Genomic DNA, 26,627 nt, shown 5'->3' on the forward strand with positions numbered 1-26,627 from the left:
GCGCCGACACCCAGGACCGGCGCGCCCGCGCGGAGACCGCGCCGAACCCGGCCCCGCCGCGGGAGCGGTGGGCGCGAGTGCCGGAAGCCCGAACTCGGCGCGGGAGCAGTGGGCGCGGACGCCGGGCCGCGCGCCGGGCTCACGGCCACCCGCCGCGCGGGCATCAGCGCCCCAGTGCGGCCATCGCGGCGTTGTGTCCCGGCACGCCGCTGACTCCGCCGCCGCGTACGGCGCCCGCTCCACACAGCAGGACGTTGGCGTGCGCGGTCTCCACGCCCCACCGCCCCGTGGAGCCGGTGCCGGTGGCGTACGGCCAGGACAGGTCGCGGTGGAAGATGTGACCGCCGGGCAGCCGCAGTTCCCGCTCAAGGTCCAGTGGTGTCTTGGCCTCGATGCACGGTTCGCCGTTCGCGTCGAGCGCGAGGCAGTCGGCGATCGGCTCCCCCAGGCACGCGTCGAGTTCGGCGAGCGTCGCGGCCAGCAGCTCCCCACGCGTTCGTTCGTTGTCCTCGGCGAACAGCCTGGCGGGGGTGTGCAGTCCGAAGAGCGTCAGCGTGTGGCAGCCCTGGGCAGCGAGTTCCGGCGAGAGGATCGACGGATCGGTCAGCGAGTGGCAGTAGATCTCGGACGGCGGAGCGCTCGGCGGCCGCCCCGCGGCGGCCTCCCGGTAGGCGGTGGCCAATTGACCGTAGCCCTCGGAGACGTGGAACGTGCCCGAGAAGGCGTCCTCGGGGGCCACGGAGCTGTCACGCAGCCGCGGCAGCCGCCGGAGCAGCATGTTGACCTTCAGCTGCGCGCCCTCCGCGGGTTCCGGGCTCTCCTCTCCGAGGAACGCGGCGAGCGCCTGCGGTGAGGCGTTCACGAGGACCCGGCCGGCGGCGACCGCGCCCTCGCCCGCTCGGTTCCGGTAGGCGACCTCGGCGCGCTCGCCGTCCGTCTCGATCCGGGTGACCTCGTGTTCGAGCGCGAACTCCGCGCCCGCGTCGCGGGCCGCGGCAGTCAGCGCGTCGGTGAGCGCGCCCATCCCGCCGACGGGCACGTTCCAGTCGCCGGTGCCGCCGCCGATGACGTGGTAGAGGAAGCAGCGGTTCTGCAGCAGCGACGGTTCGTGGGCGTCGGCGAACGTGCCGATGAGGGCGTCGGTGAGGACGACCCCACGGACCAGGTCGTCGGTGAACCGTTTCTCGATAGCTGCGCCGATCGGCTCCTCGAAGAGCATCCGCCAGGCCTGCTCGTCGTCGACCCGCTCCCGCAGCTCGTCCCTTGTGGGCAGCGGCTCCGTAAGCGTCGGGAAGACCCGCTGCGCGACCCGGCCGGTGATGCCGTAGAACTCGCGCCACGCCTCGTACTCGCGGTCCCCGCCGGTGAGGGCCGCGAAGGACTCCCGGGTCCCGGGCCCGCCGACCAGCAGGCCGCCGTCGCCCTTGGGCGTGTAGGAGGAGACGGTGCGCCGTCGCACCGCGAAGTCCAGCCGGAGATCGCGCACGATCTTGTCGGGCAGCAGCGAGACGAGATAGGAGAACTGGGACAGGCGGGCGTCGACACCGGGGAACGGACGGGTGGAGACGGCCGCTCCCCCGGTGTGCGGTCGGCGCTCCAGCACCAGGACGGAGCGTCCGGCGCGGGCCAGATAGGCGGCGGCGACCAGGCCGTTGTGGCCGCCACCCACGATGACGGCGTCGTACGAGGCGAGTGCGGGCATGGGCGGACACTAACCGCCGGGCGCCCGCTCCGTCACCGTCCCGCGCAGCGCGGCGACCCGCCGGTACAGCTCCACCGCCTCGGTGTGGCGGCCCAGCTGCTCCAGGCAGTGCGCCTCGTCGTTCCTGCTGGACAGCGTGTCGGGGTGGTCCGGACCGAGGACCCGCTCGCGGTCCCGGGCCACCTGTTCGTAGACCTCGAGCGCGTCGGCCCAGCGGGCGAGCCAGCCGAGCGCCACGGCCACCTCGCGCCGGCTCACCAGCGTGTCGGGGTGGTCCGGGCCGAGGATCCGCTCGCGCAGGGCGCTCACGTCGCGCGCCTCGGCGAGGGCCTCGTCCCAGCGGCCGAGCCGGCCGAGGTTGACGCCGAGACCGTGGCGCGCGCGGAGGGTCTCCGGGTCGTCGGGCCCTCCGACACGCACGCGGTCCTCGACGAGGGAGCGGTAGAGGTCCAGGGCCTCCGCGCCGCGGCCGAGCCGGCCGAGGCAGATTCCGGTCTCGTAGCGTGCCGCGAGGGTGTCCGGATGATCGGGGCCGAGGGTCGCGGCGCGGGCCGCTGCGACGTCCTGGTAGGTGGCGAGCGCCTCGGCCCAGCGGCCCAGCAGTCCGAGTGCGTAGGCCATCTCGTAGCGGGTCACCAGGGTGTCGGGGTGGGTGTCGCCGAGCACGCGGGCGCGGGCCGCCGCCACGTCGCCGGCGATCCGGAAGGAGTCCTCGATCCGGCCCATCCGGCTGAGGTTGAAGGCGAGGTTGTGCCGGCAGCGCAGGGTGTCGGGGTGGTCGGCCCCCATGGTGCGCTCGCGTGACTCGAGGACGGCGGTGTAGATCCGGTCGGCCTCGGCGTACCGGCCGAGGCCACCGAGCACGTACGCCGTCTCCTGCCGGGCGGCGAGCGTGTCGGGATGGTCCGGACCGAGGGCGACCTCGCGGCCCGCGGCGACCCTGCCGAACTCCGCGAGCGCGTCCGTGGCGCGTCCGGTGCGGCTGAGGCTGAAGCCGACCTCGTAGCGGCTGGCCAGGGTGTCGGGATGGTCGGCGCCCAGCAGCGCCTCGCGTTCCGCGGCCACAGCGCGGTGCACCTCCCCCGCCTCCTGCCACCTGCCGAGGCGGCCCAGGCTCAGGCCCGCGTTGTGCCGGGTGGCGAGGACGGCGAGCAGCTCGGGCGGCGGAGTGGTCCGGGTGTGCCCCTGAGTGGGCACGCGGACGCCGGTGTGCGGGACTGCGGGAACGGAGGGGCTGGTCCACCGGCCGGTGAGCGCCGCGGTGTGGTCCTGTTCCGGTGCCACGGACTGGGCGGCGAAGGTGGCGGTGGCTTTGTGGCCGACCGTCATGCCGCGTGTCCAGTAGGGCAGGGCGGCCTCCCGGGAGGCGTCGGGCAGGGCCCGGCGCTGGAGCGGGACGACGGCGGGGGCGTGCCGCACGTGTCCGGACGCGCCGATCCTGCGCCGCAGGTCGCCCGCGGCGGCGGGCCGCTCCTCCGGGGTCTTGGCGAGCAGGTCGAGGACCATCAGGTCCAGGAACTCGGGGATCTCGTCGCGGTGTTCACGCAGCGGCCGGGGCACGGTGTCACGGTGCCCGACGAGGATCGACCAGGTGTCGCCGACGTCGAAGGGCGGAGAGCCGGTGGCGAGCTCGTAGAGCACGCAGCCCAGCGAGTACAGGTCACTGCGGTGGTCGACCTGGCCGCCGGCGATCTGCTCCGGTGACATGTAGTGCGGGGTTCCCATGGCGATGCCGGTGCCGGTGAGCTTGGACGTGAAGCCGATGTCCTCCCCGAGGCGGGCTATGCCGAAGTCGCAGATCTTCACCGCGCCTCCGGTGAGCCGCATGATGTTCGCGGGCTTGAGGTCCCTGTGCACGATGCCCTGTTCGTGGGTGTAGTCGAGGGCGTCGGCGATCTGGTCGGCGATGTCGACGACATCGGTGACGGGCAGCGGCTGCTGTTTGTTGTCCTCGAGCAACTGGCTGAGGTTGCGCCCCTCGAGCAGTTCCATCACCAGGTACAGCACGCCCTCGTGCTCGCCGAAGTCGTGGACGACGGTCACGCCCCGGTGCTGGAGGGCGGCGGCGACGCGGGCCTCACGGCGGAAGCGTTCCCGAAGGATCCGGGTGAAGGACCGGTCGTGCTGCGACCCGATCGGCTTGAGGCACTTGACGGCCACATGACGGCCGAGGGATTCGTCGCGGGCACGCCACACCTCGCCCATGCCGCCCCGCCCGATGAGATCGAGCAGTCGGTAGCGGTCCTGGATCAGCCTGGTTTCCGCCATCGCGTGTTGTCGCCCCCGTCACTTCGCTGCGCCCTCCCCCGGCCGGTCCAGTATGGCGGCCCGTCTGCGTAGTTTGTACGGGGCCGGGCGTGCGCCGGGCCCGAGTCGCGCCATCGCTTTGAGAATGTGACCGGGCGGGAGTTGCCAGCGTATACGGGAGGGGACGCAGCGCAGCAGGTTGCCCGCGACGGTGAGTTGCCGTGTCACGCGGTCGGGCGGCGGGGCGGCTCTGCCGTAGAGGTCGTGGGCGTACGGGGGCAGGGCGTTGTACGCGAGTGCCGACACGCGTTCCCATGCCAGTCGGCGTGCCGGGACCAGGAGCGGGTGCACGGGCGGGCGGCGGAGGAAGTCGTCGACGTCGCGGGCCTCCGGTCCGGCGGCGAGTCCAGGCCGGACCTTCTCGAAGTAGTCGGCCAGCTCGGCGGCGGTGGCGGGCACGGTGGCGGGATCGAGCCCGACGAGGCGGGCGGCTTCCCGCTGTTCGCCGAGGTAGCGGTCGGCGTGCTCGTCGCCCAGCGGCAGCCCGGAGCGGCGGGCGACCTCGAGGTAGGAGCCGACCTCCGCGCAGTGCACCCACAGAAGCAGTTCCGGTTCGTCGACGCCGTAGCGCTCCCCGGTGGCGGGGTCGGTGGCCCTCAGCCGGCTGTGGATCCGGCGGACGCGGCCGCCGGCCTTCTCCGCGGCCTCGGTGGTTCCGTAGGTGATGGTGCCGACGAAGTCAGCGGTGCGCATCAGCCGGCCCCAGGCGTCCTCGCGGAAGTCCGAGTTCTGCATGACGCCGCGGACCGCGCGTGGATGCAGCGCCTGGAGGTAGAGGGCGCGTACGCCGGCGATCCACATGATCGGGTCGCCGTGGATGTTCCACGTCACGGAGCGGGGTCCGAACAGTCCGGGGTCGACGGCCTGTCGTGGGGCCGCGTCCGGAGTCGTGCCAGGGGTCTTCGGCGTCATGTCCGGGGTCATGGGTCACCCTGCTCCCTCGTCCGGCACTGCCGCTCGACGGTCACCTCGCGACCGCGGGCGAGTCGGACCATGGTAAGCGCGTCCGAGCCGAACGGATCAATCCGTGTATTCAAGAACTTCTGACCCTAAGGTGGGGCAGCGTGAAGGGCCACCAACGAGTACGGGACGACGAGGGGAGCGCGGTCCGGCTGATCGCGCTGTCGGACGGCGTGTTCGCCATCGCGATGACATTGCTGGCGCTGGACATCGCGGTGCCCGTCGGCCTGGACCCCGCCGAGTTCGACGAGGCGCTGGCGGATGTGATGCCCAGCGTGTGGGCGTACGCGCTCAGCTTTCTGGTCATCGCGGTGTTCTGGCAGGGCCACCACCAGGTCTTCCGGCACGTGGTGAAGGTCGACTGGACGGTCGTCCGGCTGGGCCTGCTGAGCATGGGGCTGATCGCCCTGATGCCCTTCCCCACCACCCTGCTGGCCGAGTACGGGGACCTGTCCCTGGCGGTGGCGGTCTACTCCGGCGCCGTGGCCGTCATGGGGATCGCCCAACTCGCGCTGACGATCGCGCTGTGGAGGCGCCCGTGGCTGTCCGGCGCGGCACTTCCCGACCGCGTCGCGCGCAACGACGTGGCTGACCTCGCGGCGACCGTTCTGGTGTTCGCGATCGCCGTGCCGCTGGCCTTCGTGTCCCCGACGGGCGCGAAGCTCTGGTGGGCGGTTCTGATCCCGGTCAAATGGGTGCTCGGCGAGCGGGGGAACCGCCTGCGCGCCGCCGCCCGCGATTCGGCTCAGGAGAGTACGTAACACGATCACGGCCATGAGCCTGGTCGATCACCGGTCTCGGCCGCTCGGGGCGCACGGGGCGCACGGTGACAACGACAGGCACACGAGCCGAGCGCTGGAGGAGCTGACGTGGACACCGACCGAACCGCCGGGACCGGCGGCCTGCACTGTCTGGTGACCGGTGCGTCCGGGTACATCGGCGGGCGTCTGGTACCGGAGCTGCTGAAGGCCGGTCACCGGGTGCGATGCCTCGCCCGCACCCCGGGCAAGCTGCGTGACCATCCCTGGGCCGGGGCGGTGGAGGTGGTCAAGGGTGACGTCACCGACGCCGACTCGGTCGCTGCGGCGCTGCGCGGCATCGACGTCGCCTATTACCTGGTGCACGCGCTGGGGACCGGTTCCAGGTTCGAGGAGACCGACCGCCGTGCGGCCAGGACCTTCGCCGAGCAGGCTCGTGCGGCCGGTGTGCGGCGGGTCGTCTACCTCGGCGGACTCACGCCGCGCGGCGTTCCTGAGCGGGAGCTGTCCCCGCATCTGCGCTCGCGTGCCGAGGTCGGCCGGATCTTCCTCGACGCGCCCGTGCCCGCCACCGTGCTGCGGGCCGCCGTCGTCATCGGCTCCGGGTCGGCGTCCTTCGAGATGCTGCGCTACCTGACCGAGCGACTGCCGGTCATGGTCACTCCCAGTTGGGTGCGCACCCCCGTCCAGCCCATCGGGGTGCGCGACGTACTGCGGTACCTCGTCGGCTCGGCCACCATGCCGGACGACGTGAACCGGGCGTTCGACATCGGCGGGCCGGACGTCCTGACCTATCGGGAGATGATGCGCCGATACGCCGTCGTCGCCGGCCTGCCGCGACGGCTGATCGTGCCCGTGCCGGTGCTCACTCCCGGTCTGTCGAGTCACTGGGTCGGCCTCGTCACACCGGTGCCCGCGTCCATCGCCCGGCCGCTGACGGAGTCCCTGCGTCACGAGGTCGTCTGCCAGGAGCACGACATCGCCCGCTACGTGCCCGACTCCCCCGGCCATCCACTGCCGTTCGACGATGCCGTCGCCCTGGCGCTGCGGCGTGTCCGCGAAGCACAGGTCGCCACCCGCTGGTCGTCGGCCGGCCTGCCCGGCGCTCCGAGCGATCCGCTGCCCACCGACCCCGACTGGGCCGGCGGCAGCCTGTACGTGGACGAACGCCGGCGGACGGTCGAGGCGTCCCGCCCGGCACTGTGGAAGGTGATCGAAGGCATCGGCGGGGAGAACGGCTGGTACTCCTTCCCGCTCGCCTGGGCGGTGCGCGGCCGGCTGGACCGTTTCGTCGGCGGTGTGGGGCTGCGCCGTGGTCGTCGCGACGCCCAACACCTGCGGGCCGGCGACTCGCTCGACTTCTGGCGGGTGGAGGAGATCGAGACGGGGCACTTGCTCCGTTTGCGCGCGGAGATGCGGCTGCCGGGTCTCGCCTGGCTGGAGATGTACGCCGAGGAGGACGAGGAGGGCCGCACCCGCTATCGGCAGCGCGCCCTGTTCCACCCCCGCGGCCTCTTCGGTCACGCCTACTGGTGGAGCGTCTCGCCGTTCCACGCCGTGGTGTTCGGCGGCATGGCGCGCAACATCACCCGGGCCGCCGCCGAAGAGATGAGCGCCCGCGGAGAGAACCCGCCCCCTGAGGGGGTCCGTAAGCCGGGCTCCCCCGGCAGCGGGTCCTGATGGGCCGGCCCCCGCGGCACCGGCCGCCCGCAACCAGGAGTCGCACATGACCGTCGCGGTCGTCCTGTTCACCTCCGACCTGCGGTTGCACGACCATCCCCCGCTGCGGGCGGCGCTGCGCGCCGCCGACGAAGTGGTGCCGCTGTTCGTGCTCGACCCGGCCGTTCACGCAGCCGGCTTCGACGCGCCGAACCGGCGTGCGTTCCTCGCCGACTGTCTTGGCGACCTCGACGCCTCGCTGCGCCGGCGCGGCGGGCGCCTGGTGCTGCGCGCGGGGCCGGTGGCCCGGGAGGTCGGCGCGGTCGCCGCCACCTGCGGGGCGCTCGAGGTGCACATGGCCGCGGGCGTGACCCGGTTCGCGCACCGGCGTGAGGAACAGTTGCGCGGGGAACTGGCCGCGCGCGGCGTGCGGCTGGTCGCCCACGACGCCGTGGTGACGGCCGTCGCGCCGGGAGCCGTGGTGCCCACCGGCTCCGACCACTTCGCGGTCTTCACGCCCTATTTCCGCCGCTGGTCCGCGGTACGGCTGCGTGCGCCGGAACCCGCCCCGCGCAAGGTACCGGTCCCCGACGGTGTGCACAGCGATCCGCTCCCTGCCCGGGACCCAGGACCGGGCGTCTCCCCCGGGATTCCAGCCGGCGGCGAGAGCGAAGGACGCCGGCGCCTGGCCGGCTGGGTTCGCGGCGGTCTCGACGCCTACGAGGACCGGCACGACGACCTGGCCGGCGATGCGACCTCGCGGCTCTCTCCCTACCTGCACTTCGGGACGCTTTCCCCCGTCGAGGTCATACAGCGGGCCAGGGCACGCGGTGGCCCGGGCGCGGAGGCTTTCGTCCGGCAGCTGTGCTGGCGCGACTTCCACCATCAGGTGATGGCCGCCCGGCCGGAGTCCTCCGTACGCGACTACCGCGCACGCGACGACAATTGGCGCACCGACGAGGCCGCAGAGGAGATCGCCGCCTGGAAGGAAGGCCGCACCGGCTACCCGGTGGTCGACGCGGCGATGCGCCAGCTCAGGCACGAGGGGTGGATGCACAACCGGGCGCGGCTTCTCGTGGCGAGCTTCCTCACCAAGACGCTGTACGTGGACTGGCGCGTCGGTGCGCGCCATTTCCTGGACCTGCTGGTGGACGGCGACATCGTCAACAATCAGCTGAACTGGCAGTGGGTGGCCGGGACCGGCACGGACACCCGCCCTCACCGCGTGCTCAACCCGGTGGTCCAGGGCAAGCGCTTCGATCCGCAAGGCGCTTACGTGCGCCGCTGGGTGCCGGAACTCGAGGATGTCGCAGCCCGGTACATCCACGAACCATGGCTGCTGCCCCCGCTCGAACGGACACGGCCGGCCTACCCGGAGCGCCTGATCGACCTCGCGGACGGCCTCGCCCGGTTCAAGCACGCCCGCGGCCGGGCCTGAAGGCGAGGCCCGTGCCAAGCACCTCGACGCCGACTGCGGCAGTGTCGACCGCGTACGCGAACTGGCCTCCTGACGTGCCGTGCTCGGTGGCTCCGACCGGCGGGCCCGGCCGGTGAAACACGGCAGGCGGGGCATACGGCCTGCATGAGTGATCTTGTAGCAGCCGCCGAGGGCGGTGCGGGACGCATATGACCGTTCACTTCAGGAGCGCCGGACGCCAGAAGCGGAAACCTGCCTTCAGCCTCCGGCAGTTGGTCCTCTTCTTCGGACTCGTCGCCATCATCCTGTGCGCCGTCGGGCTCACGCTGAAGCTCATCGTCAGAGCGGCCGAGGAACGGCCCGCGGCGGCGGTGGCCGTGGCGGCCGTCCTCTGCGTGGCAGCGACCGGGCTGGGCAGCGCCCGCCGTCGTCGCGCGGCCGGGCGGCTCGCCGACGGCCTGTCGGACCTCACGCACCACGCCGCAGGCACGAGCGCGGCGGAACAGGCGCGGACGCTTGCCCCGTCGTCCGAAGGCGAAGAAGCATCGCGGACCTTCGAGGCGGACGACCTCGCGGCCATGGATCCCTTCGACTTCGAACAGGCGGTCGCCGCTCTGTGCGAACGCGACGGCTGCCGGGACGTCCAGGTAGTCGGAGGTGCTGGGGACCTCGGCGCCGACGTGATCGCCACCACGCCCGACGGCAGGCGTGTCGTCATGCAGTGCAAGCGCTACGGCCCGATGAACAAGGTCGGATCCCAGGAAGTGCAGCGATTCGGCGGCACGTGTTTCGCCGTGCATGAGGCGAGTGTGGCGGCCGTGGTGACCACGGGCGAGTTCACCCGGCCCGCGGTCGAGTACGCGGAACAATGCGGGATCCTGTGCTTCGACCACCAGAGCCTCGTCGCCTGGACCGACGGCAGCGGGCCCGCGCCGTGGGAAGCGGAACCGCCTGCGCCGTCCGTCCCCGGCTCCGGACAAGAGGCCGAGGAAGGCACCGTCGGCACATGAAGCCGTGCCGACGGCTACCGAGGGCTGCCGAGGGCGAAGGCCGGCAACCGGGAGGCCCAGCGCCTCACCCGGCAGCACCTGGGGACGGCTCGGGGCCGGAGCGAAGGGCCGCATCTACAGGGACCGCTACCGGGCCTTGAACGGGCCCGAAGGAGATCGGCTCGCGCAGCTGACCCGTCGGGCCGTCCTGGCGATCTTTCTCCGGGAGGGCGCAACCGGCACGCCGCCGGTGCACGTGTCGGCAGTGGGAGAAGTTCACAAGACGTTGCCCGTCGTGGCCGTGCGGAATCGGACCGCGCGGCCGTGAGGATCAGGAGCCGTTCCATGTCGGACAAGATCACGCTGCGCCCGGTCACCGCCGACGACCTCGATGTGTGGGAGCAGGAGTTCAACGGGCCGGAGGGCTGGGGCGTCCACCAGTGGTTCGGCTTCCAGTCGACGGCCGACCTGCGCCGTCGTTTCGCGGAGAACGGCCTCCTCGGCCCCGACGGGGGGCTGTTCTCCGTCGTCGAGGGCGACGTGACGGTGGGCCGGGTCAAGTGGTTCCCCGGCACCTGGGGGGCCCGCGGACCTGACCAACTGGAGCCTGGCCATCGGCCTGGTGCCGTCCGCCCGCGGCAGGGGCATAGGCACCCGGGCCCAGCAGCTCCTGGCGGCCTACCTCTTCGAGCACACCAGGGCCAATCGGATCCAGGCGTGGACGGACGTGGCCAACCTCGCGGAGCAGCGTGCGCTGGAGAAGGCCGGCTTCGTCAGGGAAGGCGTGCTGCGTTCCGCGGTGTGGCGCGGCGGGCAGTGGAACGATTCGGTGATCTACTCCATGCTCCGCGCGGAGCGGCCCCGCGACGCGGAGCTGTGAGAGCGCAGCGCCGAACGCCGGACGGGGCCGGCGCCGCACCTGAGGCGGCAGCGCCGGCACCGTGGGCGAAAGCCCCAGCCCCGGCAGCCGGTCGAACGGGGCAGGGCCGTGCGGCGGACGGATATCTGGGCAGCCGTGTTGACGGCGGCACGGCGCGGCGGCTCCGGCCGGCGCGAAAGCCAGGCGTCCGAGCCCCGCTCCCCGGCTGCGTCCGCGCCGCCCATCCTTCCCTCAACTCCAGCCAGCGATCGGGCGAAGCGGCCGCAACGGGAATGTAAGCGCCCATCCCGAGGACGGCGACGACGAGGGCTCCTGGAGGTGCTCGCCTCGACCCGCGAGCACCTCCACGAACCGCTGCCCGTGGCGGAGTCGGGGCGGATGAGCCGCCGCTTCTTCACCCACCGGTTCACCGGCGCGACCGGCCCGACGCCGCACGCCCGGGTGCTCGGCATGCGGCTCGGCAGGGCGGAGGAGCTCCTGGAGACCACGGACCTGCCCGCCGAGGAGATCGCCCGCTTGGCCGGCCGGGGCTCCGCGGCCGTCCTGCGTGAGCAGTTCGTCCGCTGCCGGGGGCGGGCCCCCCGCACCTACAGCCGTACGTTCACGAGGATGCGGTAGCCGGTGCAGCCACCCCGTTCGCACACCAGGTATCGACTCCGTAACGCAGCGTCATAACCGGCGGGTATCTCTTTAGGCTCCTCGCGAGCCGCTCCTGTGCGGCCTTCTGCGCGGGGGGGCTGGTCCATGGAGAGATACCGGCGGTTGGCTTATCCGGTGGCTGCCGGCGCGCTGAGTGGTGTGGCCGCGGCGGTGTGCATCGCGGCGTACGAAAACCGACTCCAGGACCTGTACTGGGGCGATGCCGGTGTCTCGGTCTCCTTCGCGGCCGTCGGAGGACTGCTGGCTCATCGGCTGCCGCGCCACCCGCTGGGGTGGCTGATGCTCCTGATGGCGCTGAGCGGTTCGCTCGGATGCCTGATCCACCAGGTGTGGCCGCTGGCATCGGCGGCACGGATGCCCGGCACAAGTGTTCTCGGCTGGATGACGGCGTGGGTGTGGTGGCCGGCCTTCGGCGTGCTTCCCCTGGCTCTTCTGCTGTACCCCACGGGACGCCTCCCTTCGCCGCGCTGGCGCCTGACCGGCCTTGCCTTCTCGGCTCTGGGAGTCCTGCCGACCGCCGTCCTCGCAGTGGTCGGGGCCATCCATCCCACGGCCGGCGTGGTGGATCCCGAGGACATCGGGGAGAGCCCTCTCTTTCCTGTGAACCGGGTCGCGTTCATCGCTTTGCAGGTATGTCTCCTGATTGCCCTGGTCTCGCTCGTGACACGCTGGCGAAGAGGAGCGCGGCTGGAGCGCGACCAGCTGAAGTGGCTGGCCTTCGCCGTCGCGCTGGCCATAGGCGGGCAGGTCGCGCTGGACCTCGTGCCGTACTCGCCTGTGGTGCTGCACGGGATCGGCTTCTGCCTCGATGCCGGCGTCCCCGTCGCCGTGGGCGTCGCGGTACTGCGTTACCGGCTGTGGGCCATTGATCTGATCATTCGGCGCTCGCTTGCCTACGCGGGCCTCACTGCGGGCGTGGTCGTCCTGTATGCGGGTGTGATGTGGTCGGTCAACGGTGTTCTCCACCGGAGGTCCACCTTCGCGGCCTCCCTGCTGGCGACCGGTGTCGTCGCGGTGGCTCTTCAGCCGTTGCACCAGCGCAGTCAACGTGCCGTGAACCGGATCTTCTTCGGTGACCGGGACGAACCCCACACCGTCATCGCCCGTCTGACCGCGCGGCTGCGGTCCTCGGTCGAGCCGGACGCCGCCCTGCCCATGGTGGCCCGCACTCTGGCGGACGCGCTGCGCCTGTCGTACGTAGCCATCGAGACACCCGCCGGGCCCCGCGTGCGTCATGGTGCGCCCACCGGCACCGTAGTGACTCTTCCCCTGCAGTACCGGAACGCGGTCATCGGCCGGCTGATGGTCAGCCCTCGTCTGCCGGGAGACGACCTTTCCTCCGCCGACAGAGAACTGCTCAACCAGACAGCCGGACTGGCGGCGATGGCCGTGGAGACGGCCAGGCTCACCGCCGACCTGAGGGAATCACGTGAACGTGTGGTGCGTGCACGGGAGGAAGAGCGCCGGCGTCTGCGCCGGGACCTGCACGACGGCGTCGGGCCTTCCCTCGTAGGGCTCCGACTGCGGCTCGCGGCGGCCGAGCACGTGGCCGAGGGCAGCGCGGAGCACCTGCGCGAACGGCTTCAGGCCCTTCAGGCCCTGGTGGACGGCATCACGTCCGATGTTTCCCAGGCCGTGGTGGGCCTGCGCCCCGCCGCTCTCGACGACGAAGGGCTGATCGAGGCCCTGCGTCTTTACGCGGACCATCTGTCCTCCCCCGACAGCATCCGGATCACCGTCGAGTCCGGAGGGGACGCAGCGGACCTGCCCGCAGCAGTGGACGCCGCCGCGTACCTCATCGCAACAGAGGCCATGACCAACGTCATCCGGCATGCGGCCGCCACGCGGTGCGTCGTGACCGTGCAGGTGTCCGACGTCCTCGAACTGAGTGTCGCCGACAACGGTAAGGGACTGAGGGCGCAGCGTCGCGCGGGAGTGGGGCTGACCTCCATGCGTGAACGGGCGGAGGAGCTGGGCGGCGAGCTGTTGCTCGACACGAAGCAGGAGCGCGGTCTCACCGTGGTGGCGCGACTCCCGCTGGGGAGCCCCAGTTGACACCGATCCGGATGGTCATCGTCGACGATCACGAAGTCTTCCGCAACGGACTGCGCGACTATGCGGAGGCGGCGGGCATGCATGTGGTGGGTGAGGCCGGCAATGCCGCGGAAGCGGTGGACGTCGTTCTGGACACGGAACCGGACGTCGTGGTGATGGACTTGGAGATGGCGGGCGGCGACGGGCTGACGGCGATCCGCGCCTTGGCCGGCGAACGGCCGGACCTGCCGGTCGTCGTGGTGTCCGGCTATGACGAGGGTTCCCGGGTCGGCGACGCGCTGCGCGCCGGTGCCGCCGGATTCGTACTGAAGACGTGTTCAGCACCCGCTCTGCTGGCGGCGCTCCGTGCGGCCGCCCGAGGACTGACCGTACTGGACCGCACTGCGCGCAGCCACCTCTTCGTCGCGCTGGAGACGGCACGGACGCCTGTGGTCAGTCCCTTTCCCTCCCTCAGCGGGCGGGAACGTCAGGTGCTGACCCTGCTGGCGCAGGGCAAGGAGCCGTCCCGGATTGCCCGTGAGCTCTTCCTCGACCCTCACACGGTGCACAACTACCTGTCGTCCGTCGTGCGCAAGCTCGGTGTGGCCGGACGCAAGGAGGCCGCGGAAGTAGCGCGAGCCCACGGATTGGGTAATGGTTCCGGTTCCCCCGCCGGGTGATCTGCGACCGGGATGATCGAGGACTGATCAGGGAGTGCTCCCGGGACACCCGGGAGCCGAGCATGGGACGCGTCGGCTCAGTACTCCGATGCGGCCGGGAGCATGCAAGGAGAAGAACCACTCCTCCAAGGCCGCCTGGACACCAGCTTGAAGGAGCATCGAATGACTCGAGCGTCGCTTCGGCGCCTTGCTGTCGCCCTGTCGGCCATCAGCGTCGTGTCAGGTCTGAGCCTGGGACCGGCCGGTCTTGCCCAGGCATCGCCACGGCCGGCGAAGGCCGCCGCGACACAGTACGTCCTCTCGGCTCTCGTTCGGGCAGCAGCAACGCAATCCCCGCCCCTCTACTACCACGACGCTTACAACTTTCCGACGTGGGTCTTCGGGAGGACGCGGCTGTGCGTCACAGCCGGCTACTCGGCCTCGGGCACCGCAAGGGTGCAGAGCAGCGCGCCCCTTGCGGCTCCCGAGTACGTCTCCGTAGCAGCGGGCCAGACGCGTTGTATCGAGAGGTGGTGGGGCGGGTTCCCGGTCAACGCGATGAACATCACCTACAGCCGACTGACCGTCACGGCCAGTTGAGGAAGGGGGCCACGGGTCTGGTCCCCGGAAATCCGCCCGTTGTCGCGCCGGAGACCCGCTGGGCTGTCCGGAGGCGAGGGAGGGCCGGCGCCCCGCCCTCGGGGCGCACGAACGAAACCATTCGCTTGGCGTCCTACGAAGGAGCTCGAGCATGAAAAGGTCACGTACCAGAGCATGGATCGTCGCAGTGAGCTCGGCGATGCTGGCCGCGGGAGCGGCACTGGCACCCGTGCAGACAGCAATCGCCGACCCCGCCGGCGTGCAACGCACCCTCGACTGGGAGCAGTCGGCCGACCGGACCCTCCCCTCCGCGGCACCGGCAAACTTCAACAAGCAGTGGGCCACTTCGTACGGAGCCACCAACGTCACGAGCCCCACACGCGACGGGTCCCACGCAGCCCGCTTCGAGCTGCGCAAATCCGATCCGGTCGTCTCCAGCAGCAAGCGGGCGGAGATCTCGCAGCGCGACGAGCAACCCGCAGGCGCCGACCGGTGGTACGGCTTCAGCATCAACCTCGCGAGCACATGGACCCACGACACCTCGGCCGAGATCGTGAGCCAGTGGCACCAGTGCGACGTCGGCTGCCCGGGCACCTCTCCCCCCTTGGCACTTCTGACCGACGAAGGGCGCTGGAAGATCGACTTCCGCGGTGAGCCCATCGATCTGGGTGCCTACACCACGGGGACGTGGGTGGACTGGGTCTTCCACGTGACCTGGAGGACGGACAGCACCGGCCTCCTCCAGGTGTGGAAGAACGGCGAACGCGTCGTGCACCAGACCGGCGCCACCCACGACGGGGGACCACGGTCGCCCTACTTCAAGTTCGGTATCTACAAGTGGGATTGGAACACCGGAGCTCCCTCCAGCACCACGCAGCGGGTGATGTACTACGACGCTCTGCGTCTGGGTGACGAACGCGCCGTCCACACGGACATCACGCCCCAGCGAACCTGCACGCGAGCCCCTGGGGTCGCCGCCGCGTCCGCCACCACGTACGAGCCGGCGAACCCACCTTCCAACGCCATCGACAGCAACCTGACGACCCGCTGGTCCGGCCAGGGATTCGGCGCCGCGCTGATCCTCGATACGGGCAGACTGCGCCAGCTCTGCGGCGCCACTGTGGCCTGGCATCGCGGTGACCTGCGGTGGAACGACTACACCATCCACGCTTCAAAGGACGGCGTCTCGTACACCAAGGTGTGGGAGGGCCGCAGTTCCGGAACGACCACGGCGCCGGAGACCGTGTACTTCGCCGCGGGCGCGCTGGACGCCCGCTACCTCAAGATCTCGTTCTGGGCGAATCCCGAGAACGACTGGGCAAGCATCACCGAAGCGCGGCCACTCGGCCTCTAGCGAAGCGAGGCAATGGCCGGCCGGGCCCGCCGCATACCGCGGCGGGCCCGGCGCGCTGCCGCAGGCGGGCAGGTGGACCGCTGTCACCTCCGGCGCCTCGCGCACCTCAGAGCCGACCACTCCGATGGCACCCCAGCCGGCCGGGGCCCGGCCCATCCCTGGCAGCGGCAGACCGCCGTGCGCGCGGAACAGGTGACCGGGGCGGGCACCCGTTCAGTGCCCGGCAGACGCTTTCACCAGGGCTACCGCGACGCCGATGGCCGCGTCCACGAGGCCGGCCAACACGGCCGCCAGGACGCCTCCTCCCATGCGCAGTCCGCCCAGGCAGCCCCACAGGAAGAGGGAGACGACACCCACGCCGGCCGCCACCAGCAGCGCGGTCTGCAGGGTCAGGACGTCCAGAGCGGCCAGGGCGATCAGCACGGCCGGGCCGGCGGCACACGACAGCAGAGGGCTGCTGACGTACAGCATGCGTCGCAACTCTGGGCCGGTGGCGAGGTGGCGGTGGACTGTGCGGTGGGCCTGTTGGTCGGCGACGAACGCCGCGAGCCACAGACCCAGCGCAGTCGTCAGCACTGTGGCGATGGCGCCCATGGAACCTACGTCGCTGTAGGACAGGCCGACCGCCACGGCGATCATCGTGATAGTCGCGTAGATGCGTTCCTTCAGGCGGTCCGCCAGGACGCCGGGCTCCGTGCCGGGCGGCAGATCCGCTCGTCGGTCGTCGTCCGTCACCTGTCGCCCTCTCATCTGCCGCGGAGAGCAGGTCGTGTGTCCTGCTCAACCGCCGCGTTTTGCCCGGTGTGCGCTGTCCTGGTCACGGCTACCAGCATGCCTCGAGCGATGGCCCGTGCCCGGTAAGCACAGCGCGATGCACCGGGGCCGGAGGTGGCCCGGCGCTGCTTCGGGGTGGACCTCACTCGGTTGCGCCAAGGCTCTGGTGGGCAGTCTCCTGCCCATGAGGCACGCCGCCGGCAAAGGCCCGAACTGGTGCCGGCGAACGCCTCTCCATGCAGGACGCCGTTCCCCCTGCCGGATCTCCCAATGGGCCTGCAGCCGGACCTGTCCGACGTACCGGTACGGACCTCTCTGGTGCGGACCTGTCCGTCTGCTGAAGCCACCGCAACCCGACACGCGTGTGACGGCGGGGCCGTGGCGTCGTTGGACGGTGCGCCCCCGAGCCGGTCCCCGCGGATGTCATCGCTGCTCCCCCGGGGCCCGCGGTGTTGTGGGAAGGGCTACTGAACCAGCGCGGCGAGGGCTTGGCCGGCCATCCGTACTCCCATCGTGGCCGCGATGGTGTTGCCGGCCTCGAAAAGCTTGTCCTTGAGCTGTGTGGCGAACTTGCCCAGGCGGGGGGACTCACTGCAGACGATTTCCAGCCGGCCCGCACGCAGACCGGACCACGATGCGTGACGGTCTTGGCGCCCCTCCTCTAGAGTGACCCGCCGCTGGCGAACCACTGCATCACCTGTCCCCTACCCCGCGGACATCGATGCCGTCCTGTTCCCGACGCGACAGCCCGTCGTCATTTCCGTGGCAGCCTGCGACAACGACCCCCAAGTGACCCAAGGCCGGGGCGGAATCGCAGGGCGCCCGCGCCCGCCGGCCTGGAGCATCGGCCCCACACCCGCCCGGCCCGCTCCGCCACCCACCTCGTCGCCGAGACCGCGATCAGCTACCTGCTCGATGTCATGTCCCGAAACAGACCTCGCCGTCCGCACCGCCGAGCCGCGGGTGGCAGCCCGGTCCCTTCCACCGCGACTTGGAAGCCCTCCCCGTCCAATCGCCGACTGCCTCGCTGAAGGAGAACACAGTGTCTCAGCAGCCGATACTCGTCCTGGACCCCACCGGCTCCGACCACCATGCGGAGCACCAGGCCCTGCGCACCCGCGGTCCGGCCGCCCGCGTGGACATCCTCGGTGTGACCGCGTGGTCCGTCACCGATCCCTCTCTCCTCAAGGAACTCCTCACCAGCCCGCAGGTCTCCAAGGACGCCCGCGCCCACTGGCCGGCTTTCGCCGAGACCGTCTCCACCTGGCCCCTCGCCCTGTGGATCGCCGTGAACAACATGTTCACCGCCTACGGCGGCGACCACCGAAGGCTCCGCCGTATGGTCGCGCCGGCGTTCAGCGCCCGGCGCATCCAGGCCATGCGGTCCGCAGTCGAGGAGGTCATCACCGCACTCCTCGACGACCTCGACTCCAAGCCGGCCGGTGAAGCGGTCGACCTGCGTAAACACCTCGCCTACCCGTTGCCGATCGAGGTGATCGGCCAGCTCATGGGCGTCCCCGACGACCAGCGCGACGGCTTCCGCGCCGAAGTCGACGGCGTCTTCGACACTACCCTCACCACCGAACAGGCCACCGCGAACACAGCCGCCCTGTACGAGGCCCTCAACCAGCTGATCGCGGCCAAACGCGCCGAGCCCGGCGACGACATGACCTCCCTCCTCATCGCCTCCCGCGACGACGAAGGCGACGGCAGCGCCCTCACGGACGACGAGTTGCGCGACACGCTCCTGCTCATGATCTCCGCCGGATACGAGACCACCGTCAACGTGATCGACCAGGCCGTCACCGCCCTGCTGACCAACCCCGAGCAGCTCGCCCACCTCCGGTCCGGCCGCGCCGACTGGAACAGCGTCGTCGAGGAGACCCTGCGGCTCGAGCCCGCGGTCAAGCACCTGCCCCTGCGCTACGCCCTCACGGACATCCACCTGCCGGACGGGCAGACGATCGCCCAGGGCGAGGCGATCCTCGCCTCCTATGCCGCCGCCAACCGCCACCCCGACTGGCACGGGGAATCCGCCGACTGCTTCGACCTCACCCGACCGACGAAGGAGCACCTGGCCTTCGGACACGGCGTGCACTTCTGCCTCGGCGCCCCGCTCGCCCGCCTCGAAGTCGCTACCGCCCTCCAGCAGCTCTTCGAGCGCTTTCCCGAGATCGAACTCGCGGTGCCCGCCGAGGAGCTGAAGCCGCTGCCCTCCCTGATCAGCAACGGGCACCAGGCCCTGCCCGTACGCCTGCGACCGGCCGCCCGCTCACGCCCGAACCCGTCAGGAAAACCGTCGTGACCGCCACTGCCTCCCCCTTCACACCACTCATCCCGGCCGAGCGGCGCTGACCCGGGCCTGGAAGTGGATGCGGCTGGCATCGCCGGAGCGAGCCGCCGCCCGCTCCGGCGGGCGCCGGGAGCTGTGCGGGGCGCGACCTCACATGCGGGGCCCTGCCCGTCTCAACGAGCCGAGCCCAGCCGCCTCTTGGGACCGCGCACCGCCGCCTGCCGCTCCTTCTCCAGCGCGCCCTCCGCCCAGAGCGAGCGCACATGTCCGAGGTGGCGGGCCATGCACTTCTCGGCGCCCTTGGCGTCACCCGCCACCATCAGGTCGAGCAACTCGATGTGCTCCTCGGCGGACGGGATCAGCTGGTCGCGCTCGTCCAGCGCGGTCAGTCCGTACAGCCGCGAACGCTTGCGCAGATCGCCGACCGTCTCGACGAGTCGTTCGTTGCCGGCGAGCGCCAGAAGAGAGAGGTGGAATCGGCGGTCGGCCTCGAGGTAGCCGATGAGGTCGTGATCGCGTGCCGCACGCACGATCTCCTCGGCCACTGGCCGCAGCGCCTCCAGGTCCTCGCGGGAGGCGCTGCCGGTGATCCGGCGGACCATGGGGACCTCGATGAGTATGCGGATCTCGGTGTACTGGTCGAGATCGCGCTCGTTGACCTCGGTGACGCGGAAGCCCTTGTTGCGGACCGGCTCGACGAGGCCCTCCCGCGCCAGGTCGAGCATCGCCTCGCGCACCGGTGTCGCGGAGATCCCGAAGTCCTCGGCGAGGCCGGGCGCCGAGTACACCTCTCCGGGACGCAGTTCGCCGGAGATGAGCGCGGCACGCAGGGCGTGGGCGACCTGGTCACGCAGCCGCTCCCTGGCGGTGATGAGGTTGCGCTGCTTCAGGTGCCCCATGGTGGTGGTGATCCCTTCGCCTTGTGCCCTCGTGGCCGAGAGGATCACCAGCGTACAATGTCACGTTGTTTTCGCAGGTCCCTGGACCGTCCGGCCCGCCCAGCGCCCCCCGCTACAGGAGGAATCCTCCGGGGAAGGGGTCGTCCGGGTCGAGGAAGTACTGCGCGGTGCCCGTGATCCAGGCCCGTCCGGTGATGCGGGGTACCACAGCGGGTACCCCGCCCACCTCCGTCTCCGCCACGAGACGGCCGGTGAACTCGGTACCGATGAAGGACTCGTTGACGAAGTCGCGGTGCAGCGGCAACGCGCCGCGGGCGTGCAGCTGCGCCATCCGTGCCGAGGTGCCGGTGCCGCACGGTGAGCGGTCGAACCAGCCGGGGTGGATGGCCATGGCATGGCGTGAGCGGTGCGCGTCGGAGCCGGGTCCGGCGAGGTAGACATGCTTGACCCCCGCGATCTCGGGCTGCTCCGGGTGGACGGGCCGGTCCGGGGAGGCGTTGATCGCCGACATCACGGCGAGTCCGGCCGCGAGCAGGTCGTCCTTGCGGGACCGGTCGAACGGCAGCCCCAGCGCGTCCAGTTCGACGAAGGCGTAGAAGTTCCCGCCGAAGGCGAGGTCGTACGTCACCGTCCCGTACCCCGGCACGTCCACCTTGCGGTCGAGGCCGACGCAGAAGGCCGGGACGTTGGTGAGCGTGACCGCCTTGGCCGCGCCGTCCTCGACGTGCACGTCGACGGAGACGAGGCCTGCGGGGGTGTCGAGGCGGACCGTGGTGACGGGTTCGGTGACCGTGACCATGCCGGTCTCGATGAGGACGGTGGCCACGCCGATGGTGCCGTGCCCGCACATCGGCAGCAGGCCCGATACCTCGATGTAGAGCACGCCGTAGTCGGCGTCGGGGCGGGTCGGCGGCTGGAGTATCGCGCCGCTCATGGAGGCGTGGCCGCGCGGCTCGTACATCAGGAGCGTGCGCAGATGGTCCAGGTGCTCGATGAAATGGAGCCGGCGCTCGGCCATCGTGGCGCCGGGGACCACCCCGACGCCTCCGGTGATCACGCGCGTGGGCATGCCCTCGGTGTGTGAGTCGACGGCGTGGAAGACATGACGGGTCCGCACGGGAGTCCCTTCCTGTGTGGCGGATCGGCGGGTCAGTGGTGGCCGTCGGCGACGGCCTTCTCTGTCGCCGCACGCACTACGGCTCCCGTTTCGGCGGGCAGCGGCATACGCGGCGGTCGGGTCGGGCCACCGCGACGGCCGACGACGTCCATGGACTCCTTGATGGCCTGCACGAACTCGGTCCTGGAGTCCCAGCGCAGCAGCGGATGCAGTGACTTGTAGAGGGGCACCGCGAAGTCGAGCCGCCCGGCGACGGCGGCGTGGTAGAGCTCGGCGCAGGTGGCGGGGAAGGCGTTCGGGTAGCCGGCGATCCAGCCGACCGCTCCGGCGAGGGCCAGCTCCAGCAGCACGTCGTCCGCGCCGATCAGCAGATCGAGGTCCGGGGCGAGTTCGCCGATCTCGTAGGCCCTGCGCACATCGCCGCTGAACTCCTTGACGGCCACGATGCTGCCGTCGGCGTGCAGCCGGGCCAGCAGCGCGGGGGTGAGGTCGACCTTGGTGTCGATGGGGTTGTTGTAGCCCACCACGGGCAGCCCCACGCGGGCGACCTCCGCGTAGTGGGCACGCACCGCCTGTTCGTCGGCGCGATAGGCGTTCGGCGGCAGCAGCAGCACGCTTCCGCAGCCCTCCTGTGCGGCCTGTTCAGTCCAGCGGCGCGACTCGGCACTGCCGTAGGCGGCGACCCCGGGCATCACGCGCGCGCCGTCGCCCGCGGCCTCGACGGCGGTGCGGACGACACGGGCACGCTCGTCGTCGGTGAGGGTCTGGTACTCGCCGAGGGAGCCGTTGGGCACGACGCCGTCACAGCCCTCGTCGATGAGCCGGCGAACATGCTCGGCGTAAGCGTCGAAGTCGACGGAGAGGTCGTCGCGCAGAGGGAGGGCGGTGGCGACCATGATGCCGCGCCAGGGGCGGTCGACGGTCCAGGTGGGGGTGGCTCGGGTGGCGGTCATACGGGAACCTCTTTTGTAGGTGTGACATCTCGTTGAGCCGTGCACGGGACCTACGGGCTTCGGATCCCTCAGTCGTCGATTCCGGCGGCACCGTCCGGACGGGAGGCGTCGGGCTGTCCGGTCGCTCCGTCGGGCGTGACGGGCGGCTCGTTCGCATCGAGGGCTGCGAGCACTCCCAGCGGCACGGGCCCCGCGAGCGGCCGGCGCTCGGGGGACGGCGGCGGGGACAGGGGGTCCTGACCCACCGCGAGGCAGGCCACGGCCGCCCCGCACACCCGGCCCTGGCACCAGCCCATGCCCGCGCGGGTGAGGAGCTTGACGGTGCGGGCGTCACGGGCGCCGTAGGTGTCGACCGCCTCGCGGACGGCGCCCGCCGTCACCTCCTCACAGCGGCACACTTCCGTCGCGTCGTCCAGCCACTCGGCCCAGCCCTTCCCCGGCGCGTGCACGGCGGCCATGGCACCGGCGAAGGCGCGCATGCGCTCGCGCCGTCGCTCAAGCTCCCGCATCCGCCCGTCACGCTGAGGTCCGGGCCCGCCGCGCACATGGGCGGCCACCGCAATGCCCGCGATCTCGCCCTCCGCGCGGGCGAGTTGCCCGCCGCCGATGCCACCGGTCTCGCCCGCCGCCCACAGTCCGGGCACCGAGGTCTGCTGCAGCGGGTCCAGTGCCAGGGCAGACGTCCCGTCCCGCATAGGCCGCGTGGCGCACCCGAGGCTGGTGGCGAGCTCGATCTGCGGGACGAGACCGTGCCCCACCGCGAGGGCGTCGCAGACGATCCGGCGGCCCGTCCCCCGCACGGGCCGCCAGTCCCGGTCGACCCGGGAGACGGTGACCGCCTCCACCCGGTCCGTGCCATGGACCTGGGTCACCGCGCTGCGGGTGCGCAGCCGCACGCGGCGCGCGAGCAGCGTCGCACCGTGGATCGCGGCCTGGGCGAGCTTTTGCGGGTCGGTGGCGAGGACGGCCGGCCGGCGTGCATATCCGAGGTAGCCGGACGCCTCCACCACCGCGGGGACGCGCGCCCCGGCGGTGGCGAGCGACGCGGCGACGGCGAGCAGCAGCGGGCCGCTGCCCGCCACGACGACGCGTCTGCCGGGCAGAACGAGTCCGGCCTTGAGCATCGCCTGTGCTCCCGCGGCGCCCACGACTCCCGGTAGCGTCCAGCCGGGGAAAGGTAGTTGGCGTTCGTACGCGCCGGTCGCGAGCAGGACCGCGCGGGCGCGTACGCGCACCGGGCGCTCGCCGTCGCCGTCCGCTCCGGTGACCGCGTGGATCGTGAATCGCGTGTCCGCCCCGTCATGCCGTACCAGGGTCCAGACGTGGTGGCCCGCGAGGTGGACGACGTCGCTCGCCGCGAGGCGGCGGCGCAGATCGGCGAAGGCGGACCAGTCGTGGTGCAGGGCCTCCGGACGCACCGCGCCGACGGCCGGGGCGGGGTGGCGGTAGAACTGGCCGCCGATCCGGCCGGCCGTGTCCAGCAAGGCGACCGACAGCCCCCGTTCGGATGCGGTGACGGCGCCGGCGAGGCCCGCGCAGCCCGCGCCGATCACCGCGAGGTCGTACACCCCTGTGTACGGGTCGCCGGCGGCCCGGTCAGACGGCGAGCTCGGCATGGCCGTGTCCTTCCTGGGTGGTGATCGTGTCACCGGGACGGGCGGGCACCAGACAGGCCCGTCTGTTGGGCCGTCCGTTGATGGTGGCGAGGCAGTCGTAGCAGTGGCCGATGCCGCAGAAGGCTCCGCGCGGACTCCCGGTCCCGCGTGTGGTGCGCCAGGTGAGGACGCCGGCCGCCCATAGGGCGGCGGCGACGGACCGACCGGGGAGCGTGGTGATCGGGCGTCCGTCGAAGGTGATCTCGAACGGGGGCTGTTGGGGTGCCGCTCCGACGAGTTCGTCAGGGGTACGGTCACGCGCCATGGCGCGTCTCCTTCCGGGGTGTCCGAGGCATGTGGGGCGAGGCCGTCTCGAAGCGGTCGGGCCTGAACGGACCGATGTCCATGGGGAGTTCTTCCTCGGCCAGGATCCGGGCGACGATCATGCCCGTGGCCGGGGCGAGTCCTATCCCCGCGCCTTCGTGCCCGCAGGCGTGCAGCAGACCGGGTATGCGCGGGTCGGGGCCGATCGCGGGCAGATGGTCCGGCAGGTACGGGCGGAATCCGGCGTACGTCCGTATCGCCCTCACCCCGGCCAGCACCGGGAACAGGCGGGTCGCCTGGCCCGCGAGGCGGCGCACGGCCTCCACCGACAGGGTGCGGTCGAAGCCGACTCGTTCGCGGCTCGCGCCGATCAGTACGGGGCCCGCCGGGGTGCCCTCGACGACGGCGGAGGTCTGGAGCGCCGCCGAGCCGCTGGCGACATCGGCGACGTAGTCGGCCGTGTAGACCTTGCGCCGTACCACGCGGGGCAGCGGCTCCGTGACCAGGACGAAGCCGCGCCGGGGAAGCACCGGCAGGTCCACTCCGGCAAGCCCGGCCAGTCGTCCGCCCCAGGTGCCGGCGGCATTCACCACATAGGGGGCGTGCAGATCACCGCTCGCCGTCCGTACGCCGCGGATCTCGTCGTTCGCACCCTTGAGCACCCCGGTGACCTCTTCGCACAGGCGCAGCAGGATCCGGCCGGAGTCCTGTCCGCCGGCGGCACGCAGCAGGTGTGCCGCGGCGATTGCGGGCTGCACCTGGGCGTCCTGGGGATAGTGGAAGCCGCCGGCCAGGTCCGGGGCCAGGTGAGGTTCCAGGTCACGGAGCCGGTCACCCATGACCTCATGGACCTTGACCCCCGCCTTCTGCTGCCGCCCGGCGAAGTCCCTGAGGGCCGCCAGGGACGTCCCGCTGGAGGCGACGACCAGGCCGCCCTTGGCCTCGTACTCGATCCGGGGCGGCAGCACGTCGGAGAGTTCGCGCCACAATCGCCTCGACAGCAGGGCCAGTTCGAGTTCGGGGCCCGGCTCCTTGTCGGAGACCAGCAGATTGCCTTCGCCGGCTCCCGTGGTGCCGCCCGCGACGGGGCCGCGGTCGATCACGGTGACGGAGAGGCCGGAGCGGGCCGCGTAGTAGGCGCAGGCGGCGCCGACCACTCCCGCTCCGACGACGATGAGATCCGGGGAGTTCCTCGTGGTCACGTCAGTAATATTTCACATTGCACCCTGCCTGCCAAGAGACCGGCGCCCGGTGATCCCCCGGGCAAGGGCCTCTTGATGAGCGGAAGGCGCCCGTCCGGTCAGGGGCCGTCGGTCAGCGCCCCCATCCATGCCTCGATCGCGTCCGGGGTGCGCGGCAGCGCTCCGGACATCAGCCGAGCCCCCTCCGCCGTGACGACGAGGTCGTCCTCGACGCGCACGCCGATGCCGCGCAGTTCGACCGGGAGCGTCTCGTCGTCCGGCTGGAGGTACAGGCCAGGCTCGACCGTCAGCACCTGCCCCTGCTCCAGCACCCCGTCGAGATAGGCGTCCGCCCGCGCCTGCGCACAGTCGTGGACGTCGAGTCCGAGCATGTGCCCGCTGCTGCACAGCGTGTAGCGCCGGTGGAAGTCGCCCTCGGGACTCTTGAGGACTCCCCAGTCCGTGAGCCCTTCCGCGATCACCCGCATCGCGGCGCGATGGAAGTCGCGGAATCGCGCCCCGGGCCTGAGCGCGGCGATACCGGCGTCCTGGGCGGCGAGTACGAGTTCGTAGACCTGCCGCTGCACGGGCGAGAACCGTCCGGAGAGCGGGAGGGTGCGGGTGATGTCCGCGGTGTACAGGCTGTCCGTCTCCACACCGGCGTCCAGGAGCAGCAACTGCCGTGCGTCCAAGGGGCCGTCGTTGCGTGTCCAGTGCAGGACGCAGGCGTGGGCGCCTGCCGCCGCGATGGTCTCGTAGCCGGTACCGTTGCCCTCGGCGCGGGCGCGCAGACCGAAGACTCCCTCGATCCAGCGCTCACCGCGCGGATGTCCGAGGGCTCGCGGCAGGGAGCGCACGACGTCCTCGAAGCCCGCCGTGGTGTGGTCCACGGCGAGCTGGAGCTGCGCCACCTCCCAGGCGTCCTTGACGAGCCGCAACTCGCTGAGCACCGACGCGAGTTCGGCGTCGGTCGAGGCGTCGCGGCCCGGCGGCAGCGTCCCTTGCGCGTCCAGAGCGTCGCAGCGGATGCCGGTCATGCGCTCGGCCTCGGCCAGGTCGGGCCGCCGGCCGACCCAGAACTCACCGTAGCGGCGGTCCCGGTGGAAGCCGGCGTCGGTGCGCGGCGAGCGCGGCCGGACGTACAGCACCGCCTCGTGACCGTGTGGCCCGTCCGGCTCCATGACCAGCACGTGTCCGGCCTGTTCCTCGCCGGTCAGGCCGGTGAGCCAGGCGTACGCACTGTGCGGCCGGAAGCGGTGGTCGCAGTCGTTGGAGCGGACCCTCAACTCTCCGGCGGGGACGATCAGACGCTCACCGGGGAAGTACGCCGACAACCGGCCGCGGCGGGCGGGCGTCAGGTCGGCGGCAGGGAGCCGGATGTCGGCGGGGAGCGGCGAGCCCGCCCAGCCGCCCGCCATGAAATTCTCGAACTCGGGTGACAGCGGCAGATCGTGACTGACCGTCCGGTGGTCGGCGGCTCCGGATTCCTTCATGCGTCCTCCTCGATTCAGG

At 71.5% G+C, this 26,627-nt stretch carries 21 protein-coding genes; 10 read left to right on the top strand and 11 right to left on the bottom strand.

Translation table 11 applies throughout. The features are described 5' to 3' along the window. Positions 1-163 precede the first annotated feature (163 nt). From MDN94_RS32155 to MDN94_RS32165, 3 genes are read right to left on the bottom strand one after another with little or no spacing between them, the layout of a single operon-like run. The gene (locus tag MDN94_RS32155; protein ID WP_482729364.1) at positions 164-1,702 is read right to left on the bottom strand and encodes a phytoene desaturase family protein; all 1,539 of its coding nucleotides are present in this window, start codon (positions 1,700-1,702) and stop codon (positions 164-166) included. Between the two features lie 9 nt (positions 1,703-1,711). Then, entirely contained in the window at positions 1,712-3,970 is a 2,259-nt protein-coding gene (locus tag MDN94_RS32160) for a serine/threonine-protein kinase (protein ID WP_482729365.1), read from the bottom strand. Positions 3,971-3,988: 18 nt separating this feature from the next. Further along, the gene (locus MDN94_RS32165) at positions 3,989-4,921 is read right to left on the bottom strand and encodes an oxygenase MpaB family protein (protein WP_482729833.1); all 933 of its coding nucleotides are present in this window, start codon (positions 4,919-4,921) and stop codon (positions 3,989-3,991) included. A 152-nt stretch (positions 4,922-5,073) separates the two neighbouring features. On the opposite strand from MDN94_RS32165, the gene MDN94_RS32170 reads away from it, so the two are divergent. The 9 genes from MDN94_RS32170 to MDN94_RS32210 all read left to right on the top strand — a co-directional run bounded on the left by MDN94_RS32170 (position 5,074) and on the right by MDN94_RS32210 (position 15,979). Then, positions 5,074-5,730 carry a TMEM175 family protein gene (locus MDN94_RS32170; protein WP_482729366.1) on the top strand — a complete coding sequence of 219 codons (657 nt, stop codon included), beginning with the start codon at positions 5,074-5,076 and terminating at the stop codon, positions 5,728-5,730. Positions 5,731-5,838: 108 nt separating this feature from the next. Next, positions 5,839-7,407, top strand: a complete 1,569-nt coding sequence (locus tag MDN94_RS32175) for an SDR family oxidoreductase (RefSeq protein WP_482729367.1) — start codon at positions 5,839-5,841, stop codon at positions 7,405-7,407. 46 nt (positions 7,408-7,453) lie between these two features. Next, positions 7,454-8,824 carry a cryptochrome/photolyase family protein gene (locus MDN94_RS32180; protein WP_482729368.1) on the top strand — a complete coding sequence of 457 codons (1,371 nt, stop codon included), beginning with the start codon at positions 7,454-7,456 and terminating at the stop codon, positions 8,822-8,824. A gap of 188 nt (positions 8,825-9,012) precedes the next feature. Continuing rightward, entirely contained in the window at positions 9,013-9,813 is an 801-nt protein-coding gene (locus MDN94_RS32185; protein WP_482729369.1) for a restriction endonuclease, read from the top strand. A 601-nt stretch (positions 9,814-10,414) separates the two neighbouring features. Next, entirely contained in the window at positions 10,415-10,672 is a 258-nt protein-coding gene (locus MDN94_RS32190; RefSeq protein ID WP_482729370.1) for a GNAT family N-acetyltransferase, read from the top strand. 318 nt (positions 10,673-10,990) lie between these two features. Next, entirely contained in the window at positions 10,991-11,290 is a 300-nt protein-coding gene (locus MDN94_RS32195; protein ID WP_482729371.1) for a helix-turn-helix domain-containing protein, read from the top strand. A 126-nt stretch (positions 11,291-11,416) separates the two neighbouring features. Then, positions 11,417-13,387, top strand: a complete 1,971-nt coding sequence (locus MDN94_RS32200; RefSeq protein ID WP_482729372.1) for a histidine kinase — start codon at positions 11,417-11,419, stop codon at positions 13,385-13,387. Continuing rightward, positions 13,384-14,046 carry a response regulator gene (locus MDN94_RS32205; RefSeq protein ID WP_482729373.1) on the top strand — a complete coding sequence of 221 codons (663 nt, stop codon included), beginning with the start codon at positions 13,384-13,386 and terminating at the stop codon, positions 14,044-14,046. Before MDN94_RS32200 ends, MDN94_RS32205 begins: the two co-directional genes overlap by 4 nt. Positions 14,047-14,776: 730 nt before the next feature. After that, positions 14,777-15,979 carry a heparin lyase I family protein gene (locus MDN94_RS32210; protein ID WP_482729374.1) on the top strand — a complete coding sequence of 401 codons (1,203 nt, stop codon included), beginning with the start codon at positions 14,777-14,779 and terminating at the stop codon, positions 15,977-15,979. Positions 15,980-16,192: 213 nt separating this feature from the next. On the opposite strand, the gene MDN94_RS32215 is transcribed toward MDN94_RS32210, so the two are convergent. Then, positions 16,193-16,714, bottom strand: coding sequence for a hypothetical protein (locus MDN94_RS32215; protein ID WP_482729375.1), 522 nt, complete (start codon positions 16,712-16,714; stop codon positions 16,193-16,195). A gap of 1,081 nt (positions 16,715-17,795) precedes the next feature. Here MDN94_RS32215 and MDN94_RS32220 point away from each other — a divergent pair. After that, complete coding sequence (locus tag MDN94_RS32220; protein ID WP_482729376.1) at positions 17,796-19,058, top strand: cytochrome P450 family protein; 1,263 nt, start codon at positions 17,796-17,798, stop codon at positions 19,056-19,058. Positions 19,059-19,219: 161 nt separating this feature from the next. Here MDN94_RS32220 and MDN94_RS32225 read toward each other — a convergent pair whose 3' ends face one another. The 7 genes from MDN94_RS32225 to MDN94_RS32255 form a co-directional block, all read right to left on the bottom strand. Beyond that, the gene (locus MDN94_RS32225; protein ID WP_482729377.1) at positions 19,220-19,945 is read right to left on the bottom strand and encodes a GntR family transcriptional regulator; all 726 of its coding nucleotides are present in this window, start codon (positions 19,943-19,945) and stop codon (positions 19,220-19,222) included. Between the two features lie 112 nt (positions 19,946-20,057). Further along, complete coding sequence (locus MDN94_RS32230; RefSeq protein WP_482729378.1) at positions 20,058-21,062, bottom strand: proline racemase family protein; 1,005 nt, start codon at positions 21,060-21,062, stop codon at positions 20,058-20,060. A gap of 32 nt (positions 21,063-21,094) precedes the next feature. After that, positions 21,095-22,015 carry a dihydrodipicolinate synthase family protein gene (locus tag MDN94_RS32235; RefSeq protein WP_482729379.1) on the bottom strand — a complete coding sequence of 307 codons (921 nt, stop codon included), beginning with the start codon at positions 22,013-22,015 and terminating at the stop codon, positions 21,095-21,097. A 68-nt stretch (positions 22,016-22,083) separates the two neighbouring features. Further along, on the bottom strand, positions 22,084-23,631 hold the full coding sequence (locus MDN94_RS32240) for an FAD-dependent oxidoreductase (protein ID WP_482729380.1): 1,548 nt from the start codon (positions 23,629-23,631) through the stop codon (positions 22,084-22,086). Next, positions 23,612-23,935 carry a (2Fe-2S)-binding protein gene (locus MDN94_RS32245; RefSeq protein WP_482729381.1) on the bottom strand — a complete coding sequence of 108 codons (324 nt, stop codon included), beginning with the start codon at positions 23,933-23,935 and terminating at the stop codon, positions 23,612-23,614. The genes MDN94_RS32240 and MDN94_RS32245 overlap by 20 nt, the downstream gene beginning before the upstream one ends. Continuing rightward, positions 23,925-25,136, bottom strand: a complete 1,212-nt coding sequence (locus MDN94_RS32250; RefSeq protein ID WP_482729382.1) for an NAD(P)/FAD-dependent oxidoreductase — start codon at positions 25,134-25,136, stop codon at positions 23,925-23,927. The genes MDN94_RS32245 and MDN94_RS32250 overlap by 11 nt, the downstream gene beginning before the upstream one ends. Before the next feature lie 98 nt (positions 25,137-25,234). Beyond that, the gene (locus tag MDN94_RS32255) at positions 25,235-26,608 is read right to left on the bottom strand and encodes an aminopeptidase P family protein (RefSeq protein WP_482729383.1); all 1,374 of its coding nucleotides are present in this window, start codon (positions 26,606-26,608) and stop codon (positions 25,235-25,237) included. Positions 26,609-26,627: the final 19 nt, after the last annotated feature.

This window comes from Streptomyces sp. WAC00040, from assembly GCF_056835925.1.